Genomic DNA, 18254 nt, shown 5'->3' with positions numbered 1-18254 from the left:
TGCGCGATCATCGGATGCCGCGGCCCTGACCTCGGTCGTCCTCGCCGGTGGTGGAACGGCCGGCCACATCTCACCTCTGCTGGCCACCGCCGATGCCTTGCGCCGCGAAAATCCCGACGTCCGCATCACCGTGGTCGGGTCGGTTGGCGGCCTTGAGGAGACGATCGTCCCCGAACGCGGGTACGACCTCAAGGTCATCCCGAAGGCAGCCTTTCCGCGTCGCCCCGACCTCGCGGCGCTGCGCTTCCCTCTGACCTTTCGTCGCGCGGTGCGGCAGGCCACCGACGTGGTGCGCAACGCGGAAGCCGATGTCGTGGTCGGGTTCGGCGGCTATGTCTGCCCGCCGGCGTTCCTGGCGGCCCGTCGTGCGGGCGTGCCGATCGTGGTGCACGAGGGCAACGCCCGTCCCGGTCTCGCGACGCGCCTGGGCGCACGTTTCACATCCTTCATCGCCACGACGTTCTCTGCGACGAAGCTGCCCGGCGCCCGTCTGCTCGGTATGCCGCTGCGCCACGAGATCACCGGTCTCGACCGCGCGGCATTGCGTCCGGAGGCCTTGCGCGAGTTCGGTCTGACCGACGCGATGCCGACGATTCTCGTGACCGGCGGTTCGCTGGGCGCCGCGCGCATCAACGAGGCCTTCGCCGGCGCGGTCGCGGCGTTGCGCAGCGCCGGTGTGCAGGTGCTGCACGTGACCGGTCGCGGCAAGGAGTTCGATCCGGACGCCGGTGCGACGGCCGCGAAGCCTGACGGGGGAGATGCGGCATACGTCGTGTTGCCGTATGCCGACCGGATGGAATTGTGTTACGCCGCAGCCGATCTCGTGGTCACGCGCGCCGGCGCGAACATGGTCTGCGAGACGGCCTCCATCGGACTGCCCGCTGTCTTCGTGCCGCTGCCGATCGGCAACGGCGAACAACGACTCAACTGTGCCGACGTTGTCGATGCAGGTGGCGCGATCGTCGTCGACAATGCCGATTTCACCGCCGATTACGTTGTGCAGCAAGTGATTCCACTGGCCAAGAACGCCGATCGCCTGGCACTCATGGGTGCGGCTGCACGAGCGCAAGGTCATGGCGAAGCGGACGAGAAGCTCGTCGCGATGATCCACGAGGCCGTGTCGGCGGCGGCGCGATCGTGACCGACGCGAGCTGCCCTGACGGGGTGAATCCCCGCTTCGATTTCACCGCGGAACTGCCGCCTCTCACCGATGTCCGCCGGGCGCACCTGATCGCCATCGGCGGCTCCGGCATGTCCGGTGTCGCCCGGCTGCTGCTGGCGCGCGGCATCGAGGTGTCCGGCTCCGACCGCGCCGACAGCGCAACGCTGGACGACCTTCGTGCCGCCGGCGCGACCGTCACGATCGGTCAGAGCGCCGCTACAGCGGACCTGGTCCCGGCGGACGCCTGGGTGGTCATCTCCTCGGCCATCGCGCCCGACAATCCGGAATTGCTGCGCCTGCAGGAGCGCGGGTTGCCGGTGCTGCACCGGGCGCAGGCTCTTGGGATGCTGATGGCCGGTCGTGGTGCGCTGGCGGTCGCCGGTGCCAACGGCAAGACGACGACCAGCGCCATGGCGACGGTCGCCTTGCGCGCGGCCGGGGCGGACCCGTCATACGCGATCGGAGCACCGATCGTCGGCCTTGGGGCGAATGCCGGTGTCGGTGAAGGGGATTCGTTCGTCGTCGAGGCTGATGAGAGCGACGGTTCGTTTTTGGTCTACCACCCGCACGTCGCGATCGTGACCAATGTGCGAGACGACCATCTCGACTTCTACGGCAGTTCCGAGAGGCTGCACGAGGCGTATGCCGATTTTGCCGCCACCGTCCGCCCCGGTGGCCTGCTGGTCGTCTGCGCCGACGATGACGGCTCGGCGGGGCTCGGCGAGCGGATGCGAGCTGCGGGCACGCGGGTGCTGACCTACGGGCGGAGCGTCGACGCCGACCTGCGTCTGGTCGACGACGGCGGTGGTGCCTTCGACTGGCACGGCACTCTGCTGTACCAGGGGCAACGGCTTGCCCTGCGCCTGCGCGTGCCGGGCTCGCACAACCTGCTCAATGCCGCGGGGGTGGTGCTTGCGCTCAGTGCCGGCCTCGGGGTCGACCCGGCATCGGTCGTGGGCGGACTTGCCGAATTCCAAGGAACAGCAAGGCGATTCGAACCTTGCGGGTCCGCGGCCGGAGTTCGCGTGGTCGACGATTACGCGCACAACCCCGGCAAGGTCGAAGCGGTGGTGCGCACCGGTCTCGCCTTGCGTGACGGTGGTCGCCTCATCGTCGTCTTCCAGCCGCACCTGTACTCGCGCACCCAGCACGCCGCTGCCGGACTGGCCGAAGCGCTGTCCCTTGCTGATGTAGCGATCGTGCTCGATGTCTACGCCGCGCGCGAAGCGCCGGTCGCAGGTGTCACCGGCGAACTCGTGACCGATCGGATCGACGGCGCCGAAGCTGTCTACGCGCCGACCCACGCCGATGCCCTCCGGGCGGTCGCCGAACGGGTGCGACCCGGTGACCTCGTCCTGACGGTGGGCGCCGGCGACGTGACGACGCTCGGCCCGCAGATTCTGGATGCGCTGGCGACGCGGCCCGACCTTCGATAACTCGATAACTCGCCGATTCGGCGGCGATGAGGACCCTCGCGTGGTGCGGTGACTGCCACCCGCCACATACGACACGCTAGCAACGCTGGCGTGGTTAGAAAGACGATTACTTCCGGTCGCGGTCGCGATACTGGGAAGTAATCGTCATCTCGACCATGCACTCGCTGTGCCGGGGCAGCCCGGGCACCCGTACGTCGCCGATTCGGCGACTGACGGAGGGCGATGGCGGATACGGTGGGCGCCACACCGAGCACCTACCCGCGCAATCTCTAAGTCGCCGATTCGGCGATGTGCATCAAGGCTGGTGCATCAGGTGGTGCTTCGAACGACCTGCTCCGGCGAGGCATCGTCAGTCGCAGCCATCGCAGACGCGGTGCCCTGTGCATCCTTGTCGGTCGCATCCCCGTCGGTCACATCACCGTCGCGAGCGTCACTCGCACGTGCGTCGGCCCCGGCCGCGTCTGTCGTGAGCGCGTCACTGCCGCTTTCCGCGACTGCGACATCGACCTTGGTCTGGTCCACGACCAGTTCACGCACCTGGTACGCACCAAGGCTCATCTTCTTCCCCAGCGGGTGCTCCGCATCCACCAGCACCGCGCCCGGTGTGGCCGAGACAGCCATCGCTAGCGAGACGGACCTGTCGACGTCGAACCACGCGTATGGCGCAACCTCGGCGAACGCCGGGTGCTCGAGGTAGTCGGTCGGTGGCCCCATGAACACCGGCTGCACGTCGAAACCGCCGTTGGTCACGTGCGGCCACCAACGAAACTCCTCTACCAACGCCGAGCACGATCCGCAGAAGGCGGAGAAGAACACCAGATATGTCGGCGGATCCTGGAACTCGCTGATCAGCATCGGCGAACCATCGGCATCGGTCACCGTCAGCGACCTCACTTGTCGTGCCTTGCGTCGGCGGTCGCGCAATCCCCGGTAGATCACGAGGCCGACGGCGAGGGCACATGAGACGACGGCCGGAACGGCATACAGCCAGGCAGAGCGGTCGCCGAGCACGCTGGCGGGGGAGTCGTGCAACACGACCGCGATCACCGCGAGCAGCACCAGCGCACTGTTCCGCGCGATCGTCCGCCGATCGACCGAGTCGTCGCCGATGCCGCCGAAGCAGTTGCACGAGACGGCCTGCTTGCGTCGCACCACGCGGACGACCAGGACCAGGAACCCGACATACAGCGCAAGCGAGGCGACGGTGAAGATCTGGTGCCACGGCGCGGGCACCAGCACGGTCCCGAGTCCGAGCCCGATCTCGACAAAAGGGAAGGCCCGCGCGAAGCGTTCGTCACGGTGGATGAACTGCGGCAGCCCGAACCGCGTGAGCGACATCCGGAAGGCCGTGGCTGTCCCGATCTTCAGAGTGCCGCTCGCGATGAGCACGGTGCCGACCAGCCAGGTGCACGCTGCTGCGAACCACTGCACGCTTATCCGTCTCCGCTCCGACGTGTCATCTCACCCGTGGCTCACACGGGTCGTGCCAGCCGCCGTGCCAAGGATGCCGTCGAGTCTACGTATCCGAGCCGTATGTCGGGCAGCTACCGACTGCGGCCGTCCGGTGCAGGAGCACCCGTCGTCGAAAACGGCTGTCGCCACACCCGTCAACGGGTTCACCTTCAATGAGACGTTGATAGTCGCTAGGAGTGCCTCGACCACCGTAGGATGCCGTGGATAACGCTCTCGGGTGGATAGCGTCGGTCGGCACGGTGTGTCGGTTAGGGCAACTGCCGGTGAGCAACGATCATCGACGTGATGGCGCAATGGGCACCACGACTCCAAGTCCGGCCCGCGTCGTCATGACACGCTTCGTCTAGCCCCGGAAAGGCTCCAACCTCGTGGCAACTCCGCAGAATTACCTCGCTGTCATCAAGGTCGTCGGCATCGGCGGCGGTGGCGTCAACGCCATCAACCGGATGATCGAGGTCGGCCTCAAGGGCGTGGAGTTCATCGCCATCAACACCGACGCGCAGGCGCTGTTGATGTGTGACGCTGACGTGAAGCTTGAGGTCGGACGCGAGCTGACCCGTGGCCTCGGCGCAGGCGCCGACCCCGAGGTCGGCAAGAAGGCCGCCGAAGACCACGCCGAGGACATCGAGGAGGTCCTCAAGGGCGCCGACATGGTGTTCGTGACCGCCGGCGAGGGTGGCGGCACCGGCACCGGTGGCGCTCCGGTCGTCGCCAAGATCGCCAAGAGCCTGGGCGCGCTGACCATCGGTGTGGTCACCCGGCCGTTCACCTTCGAAGGTCGCCGCCGCGCCAACCAGGCCGACCTGGGCATCAACGCCCTGCGCGACGAGGTCGACACCCTCATCGTCATTCCGAACGACCGGCTGCTGTCGATCAGCGACCGCAACGTCTCGATGCTCGATGCCTTCCACAGTGCCGACCAGGTGCTGCTGTCCGGTGTCCAGGGCATCACCGACCTGATCACCACGCCGGGTCTGATCAACCTCGACTTCGCCGACGTGAAGTCGGTCATGCAGGGTGCCGGCTCGGCGCTCATGGGCATCGGTTCGGCCCGTGGCGAGGACCGCGCCGTCCAGGCGGCCGAGTTCGCGATCTCGTCTCCGCTGCTGGAAGCCAGCATCGACGGTGCGCAGGGCGTGCTGCTGTCGGTGCAGGGTGGCAGCGACCTGGGTCTGTTCGAGATCAACGAGGCAGCCCGTCTTGTGCAGGAGGCAGCGCACCCCGAGGCCAACATCATCTTCGGTGCCGTCATCGACGACGCCCTCGGGGACGAGGTCCGCGTCACCGTCATCGCGGCCGGCTTCGACGGAGGATCACCCACCAAGCGCACCGACGACCGCGCGCTCGGGCAGATCCAGGGTGGCCCGAAGGCTCCCGCCGCCCAGCCCGCAACCCCACGTCAGGACGCACCGCAGGCTCAGGCCCCCGTCCAGAGCGCACCGGCGGTCGAGGCGCAGGCACCGCAGCAGCGGCCGGAGGCTGCTCCGGCTCCGGCCACCGCACCGGGTCAGGTGCAGCAGGCACCGAGCAGCCGCCCGCCGCGCGAGGTCACCTTCGACGACAGCGAAGACCTGGACGTCCCCGACTTCCTGAAGTGAGCAGGCCGTTGCGGCTGTCCGACGCCACCCGCTGAGCCGCGATGTGGTGGTGGCAGGACCGTCTCGAGGTCGCCGGCAAGCCGGCGATCACCTTCGGCTTCACCGATTCCGCCGGTGGAGTGAGCCAGGGCCCGTTGGCCTCCCTCAACCTCGGCGGTCACGTCGGCGACGACCCTGAGCGAGTCCGCGAGAACCGCTCCCGGGTCGCCCGCGCTGTCGGAGTCGACCCTGCGTCATTCGTGCTCATGCACCAGACCCACAGCACTGAAGTCGCCGTGCTTCCGGCCGATCTGAGCTCGCCCGACGCCGACGGCATGGTCACCGACCGCTCCGGCGTGGCGCTCTGTGTGCTCGTCGCGGATTGCACCCCGGTGCTGCTCGCCGACCCGCACGCCGGCGTCATCGGGGCGGTGCACGCCGGCCGGCCGGGTATGACGGGGCGCATCGTCGACAACGCTCTCGATGCGATGAGCGCTCTCGGCGCCGCGAGTCCCGTTGCCGTTGTTGGCCCTTCGGTGTGCGGTCGCTGCTACGAGGTGCCGCGGGAGATGCAGGACGCCGCGGCATCGGTCAGCCCCGCCAGCCGCACGGTGAGCTGGACGGGCACACCGGCGATCGACGTGGCTGCAGGTGTGGTGCAGCAGTTGTCCGCTCGCGACGTGCCGGTCACCTGGGTGCCGGGCTGCACCCGCGAGAGTGAGCGGCTGTTCTCCTATCGCGACGACCATGCGACCGGCCGGTTCGCCGGGGTCGTGCTGATCGAGAGCGCCGCGCCGTGACCGACGAGACCGACCCGTCCCGTGTCGAGGCGCTCCGCTCTGCACTTGCCCGGGTGCAGGAGCGCATCGCCGTCGCGTGTCGTGACGCGGGCCGTGACCGCAGCAGCGTGCACCTGATCGTGGTCACCAAGTACTTCCCGGCAGCTGACGTATGCCGGTTGGCCGATCTCGGGGTGACCGATATCGGCGAGAATCGCGACCAGGAGGCCGCGGCCAAGATGGCCGACCTGCCTGAGCAGGTCCGCCGGCGCCTGACCGTGCATTTCATCGGTCAACTGCAGTCCAACAAGGCTCGCCACGTCCCGACGTATGCCGACGTGGTGCAGTCGGTCGACCGCAGCAAGATTGCCGGTGCACTCGACCGCGCCGCAGGCGAGCATGACCGCCGGCTGGAGGTCTTGATGCAGGTCGACCTTTCCGGTGCGCAGGGCCGCGGCGGCGTCAGCGTCGATGCGGCCCCGCAACTCGCCGACGCCATCGCCGAGCTGTCCCACCTGAGACTGCGCGGTGTCATGGCCGTTGCACCCCTGGGTGAGGACCCGGCCGCGCACTTCGAGCGCCTCGCCACGCTGGCCCACGACATACGTGCGCAGCACCCCGAAGCGGGGTGGATCTCGGCGGGAATGAGCGGCGATCTGGAGGCTGCGATTCACGCCGGTGCGACACACCTGCGTGTCGGTAGCGCAATCCTGGGTTCTCGCCCTGCTGCCCGGTAGCGTCATTCGCGACCGACCACCGCACACCGTGCTGGCCCTTCGGGGGCCGCGATCTAGGAGTTTGTTCAATGGCTAGTGGCAAGCTGCGCGCGACAATGGAATACCTCGGACTGGCCGAGGCCGACTCGCACTACCGCGATGATGAATACTCCGACGAGTGGGGTGACGAGCGTTTCGACACTGCCACTGACAGCGGCTATCCGGTCGAGGACAACCACCGCGAGCCGGCGCCTGTCACCCAACTCCACAAGACCCCTGCTTCGCAGGTGTCGTTCGACCAAGAGGCCGGGGCCATGAGCCGTATCAACACCATTCATCCGCGCACCTACAACGAGGCCAAGGACATCGGCGAGAGCTTCCGCGACGGTGTCCCGGTCATCATGAACCTCACCGACATGGACGACAACGACGCGAAGCGTCTCGTCGACTTCGCTGCCGGTCTGGTCTTCGGCCTGCACGGCACGATCGAGCGGGTGACCAGCAAGGTCTTCCTGCTGTCGCCTTCCGGTGTGGAGGTCAGCACCACCGGACCCGATGCAGCCCGCACCAGCGGTGGCCGCGGTCTGTTCAACCAGAGCTGACCGGCGTCGCCGCCCGGGGCGGTGGTCGGTCCATCGATCCGGATAGCGCAGACTGGTCTGTATGTCGGTAGTCCTCGGCGTCGTCGCGCTGCTTCTCTACCTGTTCCTGATCGCGCTGCTGGCGCGACTCGTGTTCGACTGGGTGCAGGTCTTCGCGCGCCAGTGGCGCCCTCGCGGTGTGGTGCTGGTGGTCGCCGAAGGCGCCTACACCATCACTGACCCACCCCTTCGCCTACTGCGCCGGATCCTGCCCCCGCTGCGTCTGGGCCAGGTGCAGATCGACCTGGCCTTTCTGGTGCTGATGCTGGGTGTCTTCTTGTTGCTCGGTATCCTAAGGTGAACCACGGCACTCATCCGAGTGTCGGCAGTGTGCCTCGCCCCGCTGCGGGGGTCGCTGCTACTCCTACTCTCTACTTGAGGTGCACACATGGCGTTGACGCCTGAAGACGTAGTCAAGAAGGAGTTCACCAAACCCAAGGGTTTCGGTCGTAGTGGCTACGACGAAATCCAGGTGGACGACTTCCTCGACGAGATCGTCGTGGAGCTGCGTCGGCTGAACGCTGAGAACGAAGATCTCACCGGTAAGCTCGATGACTGCCGCCGTTCCAAGGGTGTCGCCGGTCGTGGCGACGCCGATGTGACCAGCCCCGCAGCCAACGTTCCTGCCGCCGGATCCGCCTCAAGCGTCCCGGCGCTGACCCCCGTCAGCCTCGGCAAGGGTGCGTCCGACACGGACGAGACCACAGCCATGCCGAACCCCAAGGCAGTCGAGGCCGCCCGCGCCGAGCTCGCCGAATCCCAGCGCCGCCTGGCCGACGCCACGGCCGAGTTGAAGTCGGCTCAGTCTGAGCTGTCGACGACCAAACAGGAGCTGGCTTCGGCCAAGGCCGAACAGGACAAGGCGCAGAAGGCGCTGGCCGACGCCCAGCAGGAGCTCCAGCGAGTCCGCGAAGAACTGGCAGAGGCTCAGCGTCAGAACGCCGACAAGGCGGCGGCGCCGAGCGCGCCCGTCGAGCAGGCATCTGCTGCTCCGGCCGCGGCCGTCGCGAGTGCTGCTCCGTCGCAGGAAAGCGCTGCGGGCGTCATCGCGCTGGCGCAGCGTCTGCACGACGAGCACGTCCGCGAGGGCGAGACCACGCGTGACCGCCTCATCACCGAGGCACAGCAGCACCACGACACCGTCATCAGTGAGACCAACTCGCAGCGCGACGAGATGATCCGTTCGGCGCAGACAAAGAGCGACGAACTGGTGTCTTCGGCTCAGCAGCGCCATGACGAGCTCATCACCGAAGGCGAGCACAAGCACGAGGAGTTGGTGCGCACCGGCACCGAACGGTCCCAGCAGATGGTCCGTGAGGCTGAGGAGCGCAAGAACTCCATCCTTGCCGAGCTCAATTCTGAGCGCGACCGCGTCACCTCGGACATCGACCAGCTGCGCGCGTTCGAAGGCGACTACCGCACGAAGCTGCGTGGCTACATCGAGGGTCACCTGACCCAACTGGACCACACGGCCGTCGACGGCGGTTCGCACAAGGACTGACCGCAGTACCCCGGTCTGCGTGCGGTGCCCATCAGTTATGGTGGGCACCGCACGCGGCGTTTGGCCGGTTGCCTCGCTCGTTTAGCCCCGCTCAGCCGCGAGAATCCCTTATTCTGCGGCCAGCCCGTCGACTCGGGTGGGCAACCAACTTCTCGGATGTGTGACCTCGTTCGCACGCCCGAACCGGAAGGGAATCGATGGCTGTGAACAAGCAGACGGACGCCGGTGGCGACTCCGGCCGTCGGTCTCGGGTGACGTCTGCACTTCGAAAAGCCACGGGGGCAGTGTCCAAGGCCACGACTGCGCCTGGGAGCGCTGTGAAGGCTGTCGTCAAGGGGGCGACCGTTACCAAGCCCGCCACTGCGACCACGGCGTCGGCGAAGAAGGCCGCGGTGACGAAGGCAGCTGCTAAGAAGTCGGCAGCGAAGAAGTCGGCAGCGAAGAAGTCGGCAGCGACGAAGTCGACGCCCACAAAGAAATCGGCTGCGGCGAAGAAAACGGCTGCGACGACATCGCCGACCAAAAAAGCACCTGCAACTGCAACGGTGAAAAGAGCCGCACCGGTCAAGAAGGCCACGCAGAAGGCCATTCCGGCCAAAAAGACCGCAGCAAAGAAGACCGCAGCAAAGAAGACCGCGGCAAAGGCGATCGTCGAGCCCAGGGCCACCGCCGCCACGAAGGCAGCGGCCGCGACATCCGCGCCCGCGAAGAAGGCTCCTGCGAAGAAGGCTTCTGCGAAGAAGGCTTCTGCGAAAAAGACTCCCGCGAAAAAGACTCCCGCACACAAGGCGGCTTCGGCAAAGAAAGCCGTTGCCCCCGCGACTGCCTCGCCGCAGAAGACCGCTGCTGCACCAACGGCACGGGCGAAGACGGCTGCGGTCAAGAAGACTGCACCGGCGAAAAAGGCAGCACCTGTCAAGACTGCCCCGGCCGCAACTGCTGCCCCCACGACCAACCGAAAGGGTTCGACCACAGTGACCAAGACCGCGCCTGCTGCCCGGCAGCCGGGCAAGACGCCCGCCCTCAAGGTGCGCGACGACGAATCTCCCTGGTCTGCAGCCGAGTTGAAGGGTGTGCGGGCCGAGCTCGATGGTGACATTGCTCGACTGCGTGCCGAGCTGCACGGTTTCGAGGACGACATCGCCGGGCTCATCAAGGACAGCGGCGACGGCGCCGGCGACGACCAGGCCGACGCCGGAGCGAAGACCTTTGAGCGCGAGCACGAGTACTCCCTGGCACAGAACTCTCGCGATCTGCTCGAGCAGTCGGTGCATGCGCTGCAGCGCATCGACGACGGCACGTATGGCGTGTGTGAGAGCTGCGGCAACGCGATCGGAAAGCTTCGCCTTCAGGCATTCCCGCGCGCGACCATGTGCATGGACTGCAAACAACGACAGGAACGCCGCTGAACGCCACACCAGACCAACACGAGGAGCCGACGGCACCTCAGTCACACCGACCGGCACCGAAGCTGATAGCCCTGCTCGTCGGAGTGGCGACCGTCGGCTATGTGACGGACCAGCTGACCAAGGCATGGGCATCCTCGACGCTCACGCCCGACAAGCCTCGCGAGGTCGTCGGGACACTGCTGCAACTGCGGTTGATCCGCAATCCGGGCGCGGCTTTCTCCATCGCGACCAATGCCACCTGGCTGCTGTCGTTGATCGCGGTGGCGGTCATCTGCGCGACGGTCTATTTCGCGAGGCGACTGCGCAGCAAACCGTGGGCCTGCGCGCTGGGGTTGCTCATCGGTGGCGCGCTGGGCAATCTCACGGATCGCTTCTTCCGCACCCCAGGCGGCGGTAGCGGTCATGTCGTCGACTTCCTGGAGTTGCCGCACTGGCCGATCTTCAACGTCGCCGACATCTGCGTCACGTCCGCCGCTTGCCTCATCGCACTGCTCGCACTGCTCGGCATCGGCGTCGACGGAACCCGCAGTCACGACGTCGTCGACGACGAGGATGGCGACGCTCACCACATCGACGCGCACGAGGTCGACGCGCACGACTCCGACGGCACCCACCTCGATGCCGAGGCTGCTGATGCAGCGGATACGGATGCTGCCGGCGGTGCGGCGAATGCCGCGGCAGCGGATCGTCATACCGCAGCGGACGGTCCGGCGTGACCGACACCCGCGGTTTCGACATACCTGACGGGCTTGAGGGTGAGCGCGTCGATGCAGCACTCGCCCGGCTGCTCGGTTTCTCCCGCACCCAGGCGGCGCAGCTCGCGGCCGATGGCGCGGTGACGATCGACGGACAGGCCAGTGGCAAGTCCGACCGCGTGTCGGCCGGGCAGTGGCTCGAGGTGCGGATGCCCGAGCGGGTCGGCCCGCGCGTCGCCGAGGTGCGGCCGCAGCACGTCGAGGGGCTACGGATCGTGCACGACGACAGCGAGATCGTCGTGGTCGACAAACCCGCCGGCGTTGCCGCTCATCCCAGCGTCGGCTGGGACGGCCCGGACGTCGTCAGCGGTCTGGCGGCGGCAGGCTTTCGTATCTCCACCTCCGGTGCTCCGGAGCGGCAGGGCATTGTGCAACGGCTCGACGTCGGCACGAGTGGTCTGATGGTGGTGGCGAAGTCCGAACGTGCCTACACCGTGCTCAAACAGGCGTTCCGCGACCGAACCGTCGACAAGACGTATCACGCACTGGTGCAAGGGCTTCCGGATCCGGTGGTCGGCACGATCGACGCGCCGATCGGGCGGCATCCGGGGCACGACTACAAGTTCGCGGTGATGCAGTCCGGCCGACCGAGCGTGACGCACTACGAACTGCTTGAGGCGTTCCGATCGATGTCGCTGCTGACGATTCATCTCGAGACCGGTCGCACGCACCAGATCCGTGTGCATTTTTCCGCGCTGCATCACCCCTGTGTCGGCGACCCGCTGTATGGCGCAGACCCCACCATCGCGCGGCGCCTGGGCCTGCAGCGGCAGTGGTTGCACGCGGTCGAACTCGGCTTCGAACACCCCGGCTCCGGCGACTGGGTGACCTTCGAAAGTCCCTATCCGGTGGACCTGCAGCACGCGCTCGACGTCGTCCGAAGCTGAGTCTGCGGCATACCGATGATGCGGGCGGTCTGTAGCACATCGTCTCATCTGTCACACCTGCGCGCGGCACGTCGCGTTGTCGGTGCGGCGATCTAAACTCAGCGGCGATGTCAGACAAGCCAGCCTCCAGTTTCGTGCACCTGCACGTGCACACCGAGTACTCCATGCTGGACGGAGCGGCCAAGGTCAAACCCATGTTCACCGAGGTCGAGCGGCTCGAGATGCCGGCGATCGCGATGAGCGACCACGGCAACATGTTCGGCGCCTACGACTTCTACATGGCGTCCAAGGGCTCGCCGGTCAAGCCGATCATCGGCATCGAGGCGTATGTCGCGCCCAGCACCCGTCACTCGCGACAGCAGGAGTTCTGGGCTCCCGGTGGCAAGCGCGAGGCGAACGTCGACGGTGAGGGCGGCAAGGACGTCTCCGGCGGTGGCCGCTACACCCACATGACGATGTGGGCCAAGGACGCGCACGGTCTGCGCAACCTGTTCCGGCTGAGCTCGCTGGCCAGCTTCGAGGGCTACTACATGAAGCCGCGGATGGACCGCGAGCTGCTGTCCCAGCACGGCACCGGCATCATCGCCACCACCGGCTGCCCCTCCGGTGAGGTGCAGACCCGGCTGAGGCTCGGGCAGTTCGACGAGGCGATCGAAGCGGCAGCGGCGTACCAGGACATCTTCGGCAAGGAGAACTTCTTCCTTGAGCTGATGGACCACGGCCTCGACATCGAAAGGTCAGTGCGCACAGGCCTTCTCGACATTGCGAAGAAGCTCAACCTGCCGTTGCTGGCGACCAACGACAGTCACTACATCACCGAGGACGAAGCCGACAGCCACGACGACCTGCTGTGCATCGGCGTGGGCAAGAACAAGGACGACCCGGGCCGGTTCAAGTTCAACGGCACCGGTTACTACCTGAAGTCCGCCGCCGAGATGCGCGAGCTGTTCCGCGAGCTTCCCGACGCGTGCGACAACACGCTCAAGGTGGCCGAGATGATCGGCGACTACGACGAGGTCTTCACCTACGTCGACCGGATGCCGCAGTTCCCGGACGTACCCGAGGGGCAGACCCAGGCGTCATACCTGCGCGAGGCGATCAAGGTCGGCCTGCAGGAGCGCTACGGCGACGACCCGGCTCCCGAGGTGCTCGAGCGCATCGAGACCGAGATGGCCGTCATCGAGCCGATGGGCTTCAGCTCCTACTTCCTGGTCGTCGCCGACATCTGCAAGTACGCCCGCGACAACGGGATCCCGGTCGGGCCGGGTCGTGGCTCGGCGACCGGCTCGATGGTCGCCTACCTGACCCGCATCACCGAGCTCGACCCGCTGGAGCACCAGCTGCTGTTCGAGCGCTTCCTCAACCCTGAGCGCATCAACCCGCCGGATGTCGACCTCGACTTCGACGACCGCCAGCGCGACAAGATGGTGCGTTACGTCACCGAGAAGTACGGCGCCGAATACACCGCTCAGGTCAACACCTTCAGCACCATCAAGGCCAAGGCGGCGGTGAAGGACGCCAACCGGATCCTGGGTTTCCCGTTCAGTCTCGGCGATCAGATCTCCAAGGCGATGCCGCCCGATGTGCAGGGCAAGGGCGTTCCGCTGGCCGAGTTGTGGAACCCCGAACACGCTCGGTACAACGAGGGCGTCGACATCCGCGCGATGTATGAATCGCAGCCGGAGGTCAAGAAGGTCATGGACACCGCCAAGGGTCTGGAGGGCAAGATCCGCGGCACCGGCGTGCACGCGGCTGCCGTGATCCTGTCGTCCGCGCCGTTGCTGGACCTCATCCCGATGCACCGCCGGGACAAGGACGGCACCATCATCACCGGCTTCTCCTACCCGCACTGCGAGGAGATGGGCCTGATCAAGATGGACTTCCTGGGTCTGCGGAACCTGGGCATCATCGATCAGGCGGTCAAGAACGTCGCCACCAACCGCGGGGAGCAGATCACCACCGAGTCGATCCCGCTGGACGACGTCAAGACCTTCGAGTTGCTGGCCCGCGGCGACACGCTCGGGGTCTTCCAGCTCGACGGCAACGCCATGCGCGGTCTGCTGCGGCTGATGGCACCGACCCGATTCGAGGACATCGCCGCGGTCCTGGCGCTCTACCGGCCCGGCCCGATGGCAGCCAACGCTCACATCAACTACGCCGAGCGCAAGAACAACCGGCAGCCGATCAGCCCTATCCACCCCGAGCTGGAGCAGGCTCTCGAGCCGATCCTGGGTACGACCTACCACCTGCTGGTCTACCAGGAGCAGATCATGGCGATCGCCCGTGAGCTCGCGGGCTACACCATGGGCGGCGCCGACCTGCTGCGACGCGCCATGGGCAAGAAGAAGCCCGAGATCCTGGCCAAGGAGTTCGACAACTTCTCCGCGGGCATGACCAAGAACGGCTACTCCGCCGAGGCGACCCAAGCCCTGTGGGACGTCATGCTGCCGTTCTCCGGTTACGCATTCAACAAGTCGCACACCGCCGGATACGGGCTGGTCAGCTACTGGACCGCCTACCTCAAGGCGAACTACCCGGCGGAGTATGCCGCCGCGCTGCTCACCTCGGTCGGCGACGACAAGACCAAGATGGCGACCTATCTGGCCGACACCCGCAAGCTCGGCATCAGGGTGCTGCCACCGGCTGTGAACGAGTCGGTCGCCGACTTCACGGCCGTCGGCGAGGACATCCGGTTCGGTCTGGGTGCGGTGCGCAATGTCGGTTCCAACGTCGTCGACGCGATCGTGCGGGCCCGAGAGGACAAGGGCGGCTTCGCCTCCTTCGAGGACTTCCTGCGCAAGGGCGGGTCCGGCGTCTGCAACAAGCGGACCGTCGAATCCCTCATCAAGGCAGGGGCATTCGACGATCTGCAACACACCCGGCAGGGTTTGGTTGCGGTCCACGAGACGTATGTCGACTCACTCGCCGACGAGGCCAAGAAGAGCGAGCAGGGCCAGGAGAGCCTGTTCGCCGGCTTCGGGGGAGACGCGGGGATCGAACTCGCAGCCCTGCCGCCGATTCCGCAGATCGAGTGGGACAAGCAGACCAAGCTGGCGTTCGAGCGCGACATGCTCGGCCTCTATGTCAGCGACCACCCGTTGTTCGGCATCGAGCGCCTTCTGGCGCAGTATGCCGACACCTCCATCGCCAAGCTGCACAGTGACGACGCCCCGGAGGAAGGCGCGATGGTCACCATCGCCGGCCTCATCACCGGCGTGCAGATCAAGCGGAACAAGCGCGGTGAACTGTGGGCCATTGCCACGGTCGAGGATCTCGAGGGTTCGGTCGACGTGATGTTCTTCGCGAAGTCCTACATGCCCGTGTCGACGATGCTCAACCCTGACGTCGTGTGTGTGATCAAGGGCCGGGTGATGGACCGCGACGACGGAAAGCAGTTGTCCGCCTCCGAACTCACTCTCCCCGAGTTGAAGGGCGACGTGCGCGGACCGGTGATGTTGACGCTGCCCTTGGTGCGTGCCAACAACGGGATGGCCCAGAAGCTCAAGAGCGTGTTGGGCGAGCACCCTGGCGCCACCGAGGTGCACCTGAAGCTCACCCAACCCGGCCGGTCGGTCACCGTCCGCCTCGACGATGCCCTGCGCGTGACGGCATCGCCGGCGCTGTTCGGTGATCTGAAGGCTCTGCTGGGTCCGGCGTGCCTGGTCGGCAACTGACCGCGGGCCGGGTGGCCGGGCGTGTGGCGACGCGACATACGCTGGCATCGTGAGCCATGTCGAACCGCCCGTTGCCCAGCGAATCCAGCACAGCCGCACCTTCCACGGCGACACGGTCGTCGACGACTACGAATGGCTGAGGGACAAGGAAAATCCCGAGGTCGTCGCGCATCTGGAGGCCGAGAACGCCTACACGATGGCGCGCACCTCACACCTGTCGCCGTTGGCGGACCAGGTGTTCGCAGAGATCAAGGCCCACACCCAGGAGACCGACGTCTCGGTGCCGGTGCGACTGCACGACTGGTGGTATTTCACCCGCACGCAGGAGGGCGCGCAGTACCCCCTGCACTGTCGCGTTCCGTATGACGCAGGCGCAGTCGCGCCGCAGATCGACGCGGGAGCGCCGCTTGTGGGGGAGCAGGTGCTCATCGACGGCAACCGTGAGGCCCAGGGCCAGGAGTTCTTCGAACTCGGCGCCCTGGAGGTCGATCCGACCGGTGCGCGCATCGCGGTGCTGGTCGACTTCGCCGGTGACGAGCGCTACGCGCTGCAGGTGCGCGATGTGGCCACCGGCGACGTGCTCGACGAGGCCGTCGGTGGAGCGGGATACGGCGTTGCCTGGTCATGCGACGGGCAGTGGGTGTTCTACACGCGTGTCGATGACGCCTGGCGGCAGTTTCAGGTATGGCGTCACCACGTCGGCTCCTCGGCAGACCAGGACGTGCTGGTGCTGCAGGAGGACGACGAGGTCTTCGGCCTCGGGTTCGACGTCTCGCGCGACGAGCGGTGGCTGATCCTGCACGCCGGTTCGTCGACGACCGGCGAGGTGCGTCTGTTGGACCTGCAGCAACCGACCGGGGACCCTGTGCTGGTGCAGCAGCGGCAGGCCGGTCTCGATTACAGCGTCGAAGTCGACGGTGACCGAATCCTCATTACGCACAATGCTTCTCGCGTCGACTTCGACATCTCGTGGGCGCCGATGGCGACGCCACGGCAGGAGCACTGGCAGCCGCTGATGTCCGCCGGTGAGGGTGAGCGAATCCTCGGCGTCGACGCCTTCGAGAGCTTCCTCGCTGTCACGATGCGCAGCGGCGGTCTGCCCGCCGTCCGGATCATCGCCAAGGACGGTGACGGTTACGGTTCGCCGCGACCGGTGCCGGTCGAAGGTGGTCTGCGCGCGGTGCGGGTCGGCTCGACACCGATGTACGACAGTCGCACCCTCCAGTTGCTCGTGACGTCCTTCCTGGTCGCCGGCGACACCTACGACCTCGATGTCGCCTCCGACGGAGCGGTCCTGCTAAAGCGCCGCCATGTGCCCGGTTTCGACCCGCAGCAGTATGTCGAGGAGCGCCTGTGGGTCACGGCAACCGATGGCCGGTCGGTGCCGGTCTCGATGGTGCGTGCGCGCGGCATACAGCCTGACGGCACCAACCCGGGGTACCTCTACGGCTACGGCTCGTACGAGATCCCGATCGACGCCAGCTTCAGCGCGGCACGGTTGTCGTTGCTGGATCGTGGCGTGGTCTTCGCGATCGCCCACATCCGAGGTGGCGGCGAGTTGGGCCGCGGGTGGTACGACGAGGGCAAGTTGCTGGCCAAGCGCAACACCTTCACCGACTTCGTCGACTGCGCCCGCGCGCTGATCGACCTCGGTTGGGTGGCACCGGATCGCCTTGCGGCAGAAGGACGTTCGGCCGGGGGGCTGCTGATGGGCGCCGTCGTCAACCTTGCGCCGGAGCTGTTCCGTGTGGTGCACGCGGGCGTGCCCTTCGTGGATGCACTGACCACGATCCTGGACCCCACGTTGCCGCTGACCGCAGGGGAGTGGGAGGAGTGGGGCAACCCGATCGAGAGCCGGGAGGTGTACGACTACATGAAGTCGTACACACCGTACGAGAACATCCAGGCGGTCGACTATCCCGCGATCCTGGCCACCACCAGCGTCAACGACACCCGCGTCTTCTTCGTCGAGCCGACCAAGTGGGTGCAGCGGCTGCGCGAAACGGTGACCAGCGACCACTCGGATCGCCCGATTCTGCAGAAGACCGAGATCGTCGCCGGGCACGGCGGCCGCAGCGGGCGGTATGACGCCTGGCATGACACCGCGTTCGAGTACGCCTTCATGCTCGACCAGTTGGGCGCGACACAACTACTGAATGGCACTGTTGCATAAGCGTATTCGCGAAAGATACCGTCGGCGACAACAGAAGGAGCCGTGCCCGTCATGCGACGGGAACGGCTCCT

General features: G+C 66.6%; 15 protein-coding genes. 13 read left to right on the top strand and 2 right to left on the bottom strand.

The genetic code is table 11. The features are described from left to right. The first annotated feature begins 25 nt into the window (after positions 1-25). Both murG and murC read left to right on the top strand, forming a co-directional pair. Positions 26-1141, top strand: coding sequence for an undecaprenyldiphospho-muramoylpentapeptide beta-N-acetylglucosaminyltransferase (gene murG / locus BKA23_RS10190; protein WP_145228442.1), 1116 nt, complete (start codon positions 26-28; stop codon positions 1139-1141). Between the two features lie 23 nt (positions 1142-1164). Continuing rightward, a complete protein-coding gene (gene murC, locus BKA23_RS10185; RefSeq protein WP_145227674.1) occupies positions 1165-2598 on the top strand; it encodes a UDP-N-acetylmuramate--L-alanine ligase in 1434 nt (477 codons plus the stop codon). A gap of 309 nt (positions 2599-2907) precedes the next feature. Here murC and BKA23_RS10180 read toward each other — a convergent pair whose 3' ends face one another. Next, complete coding sequence (locus BKA23_RS10180) at positions 2908-4029, bottom strand: TlpA family protein disulfide reductase (protein WP_170226455.1); 1122 nt, start codon at positions 4027-4029, stop codon at positions 2908-2910. A 410-nt stretch (positions 4030-4439) separates the two neighbouring features. Between BKA23_RS10180 and ftsZ the strand changes: the two genes are divergently transcribed. The 6 genes from ftsZ to BKA23_RS10150 all read left to right on the top strand — a co-directional run bounded on the left by ftsZ (position 4440) and on the right by BKA23_RS10150 (position 9285). After that, the gene (ftsZ, locus tag BKA23_RS10175; RefSeq protein WP_145227670.1) at positions 4440-5669 is read left to right on the top strand and encodes a cell division protein FtsZ; all 1230 of its coding nucleotides are present in this window, start codon (positions 4440-4442) and stop codon (positions 5667-5669) included. A gap of 41 nt (positions 5670-5710) precedes the next feature. After that, positions 5711-6448 carry a peptidoglycan editing factor PgeF gene (gene pgeF, locus BKA23_RS10170; protein WP_145227668.1) on the top strand — a complete coding sequence of 246 codons (738 nt, stop codon included), beginning with the start codon at positions 5711-5713 and terminating at the stop codon, positions 6446-6448. After that, positions 6445-7164, top strand: coding sequence for a YggS family pyridoxal phosphate-dependent enzyme (locus BKA23_RS10165; protein ID WP_145227666.1), 720 nt, complete (start codon positions 6445-6447; stop codon positions 7162-7164). The genes pgeF and BKA23_RS10165 overlap by 4 nt, the downstream gene beginning before the upstream one ends. 68 nt (positions 7165-7232) lie before the next feature. Then, positions 7233-7745: a cell division protein SepF gene (locus tag BKA23_RS10160; RefSeq protein ID WP_145227664.1), complete on the top strand. Its 513-nt coding sequence runs from the start codon at positions 7233-7235 to the stop codon at positions 7743-7745. A 61-nt stretch (positions 7746-7806) separates the two neighbouring features. Beyond that, positions 7807-8085, top strand: coding sequence for a YggT family protein (locus BKA23_RS10155; RefSeq protein ID WP_145227662.1), 279 nt, complete (start codon positions 7807-7809; stop codon positions 8083-8085). Positions 8086-8172: 87 nt separating this feature from the next. Beyond that, positions 8173-9285 carry a DivIVA domain-containing protein gene (locus tag BKA23_RS10150; protein ID WP_145227660.1) on the top strand — a complete coding sequence of 371 codons (1113 nt, stop codon included), beginning with the start codon at positions 8173-8175 and terminating at the stop codon, positions 9283-9285. Between the two features lie 91 nt (positions 9286-9376). On the opposite strand, the gene BKA23_RS17995 is transcribed toward BKA23_RS10150, so the two are convergent. Further along, positions 9377-10168: a hypothetical protein gene (locus BKA23_RS17995; RefSeq protein ID WP_246104563.1), complete on the bottom strand. Its 792-nt coding sequence runs from the start codon at positions 10166-10168 to the stop codon at positions 9377-9379. A gap of 91 nt (positions 10169-10259) precedes the next feature. Here BKA23_RS17995 and BKA23_RS17990 point away from each other — a divergent pair, with 91 nt between their 5' ends. From BKA23_RS17990 to BKA23_RS10125, 5 genes are all read left to right on the top strand, one after another. Then, a complete protein-coding gene (locus BKA23_RS17990; protein WP_246104562.1) occupies positions 10260-10694 on the top strand; it encodes a TraR/DksA family transcriptional regulator in 435 nt (144 codons plus the stop codon). Beyond that, entirely contained in the window at positions 10658-11410 is a 753-nt protein-coding gene (gene lspA, locus BKA23_RS10140; RefSeq protein WP_342783603.1) for a signal peptidase II, read from the top strand. The genes BKA23_RS17990 and lspA overlap by 37 nt, the downstream gene beginning before the upstream one ends. Further along, positions 11407-12336, top strand: a complete 930-nt coding sequence (locus BKA23_RS10135) for an RluA family pseudouridine synthase (protein ID WP_145227654.1) — start codon at positions 11407-11409, stop codon at positions 12334-12336. The genes lspA and BKA23_RS10135 overlap by 4 nt, the downstream gene beginning before the upstream one ends. A gap of 107 nt (positions 12337-12443) precedes the next feature. Continuing rightward, complete coding sequence (dnaE, locus tag BKA23_RS10130; protein ID WP_145227652.1) at positions 12444-16010, top strand: DNA polymerase III subunit alpha; 3567 nt, start codon at positions 12444-12446, stop codon at positions 16008-16010. A gap of 49 nt (positions 16011-16059) precedes the next feature. Further along, entirely contained in the window at positions 16060-18183 is a 2124-nt protein-coding gene (locus BKA23_RS10125; RefSeq protein ID WP_246104560.1) for a S9 family peptidase, read from the top strand. The last annotated feature ends 71 nt before the right edge of the window (positions 18184-18254 follow it).

Origin of the sequence: Rudaeicoccus suwonensis, from assembly GCF_007829035.1 — a bacterium.
Lineage (GTDB): Bacteria > Actinomycetota > Actinomycetes > Actinomycetales > Dermatophilaceae > Rudaeicoccus > Rudaeicoccus suwonensis.
Note: the sequence above shows the minus strand (reverse complement) of the source record. Positions and strands in the feature narration are given on the sequence as shown.

Coding starts and splice junctions, on each gene's coding strand:
- BKA23_RS10150 (WP_145227660.1), top strand. CDS start 8,173: ATGGCGTTGACGCCTGAAGACGTAGTCAAGAAGGAGTTCACCAAACCC.
- BKA23_RS10160 (WP_145227664.1), top strand. CDS start 7,233: ATGGCTAGTGGCAAGCTGCGCGCGACAATGGAATACCTCGGACTGGCC.
- pgeF (WP_145227668.1), top strand. CDS start 5,711: ATGTGGTGGTGGCAGGACCGTCTCGAGGTCGCCGGCAAGCCGGCGATC.
- BKA23_RS10155 (WP_145227662.1), top strand. CDS start 7,807: ATGTCGGTAGTCCTCGGCGTCGTCGCGCTGCTTCTCTACCTGTTCCTG.
- dnaE (WP_145227652.1), top strand. CDS start 12,444: ATGTCAGACAAGCCAGCCTCCAGTTTCGTGCACCTGCACGTGCACACC.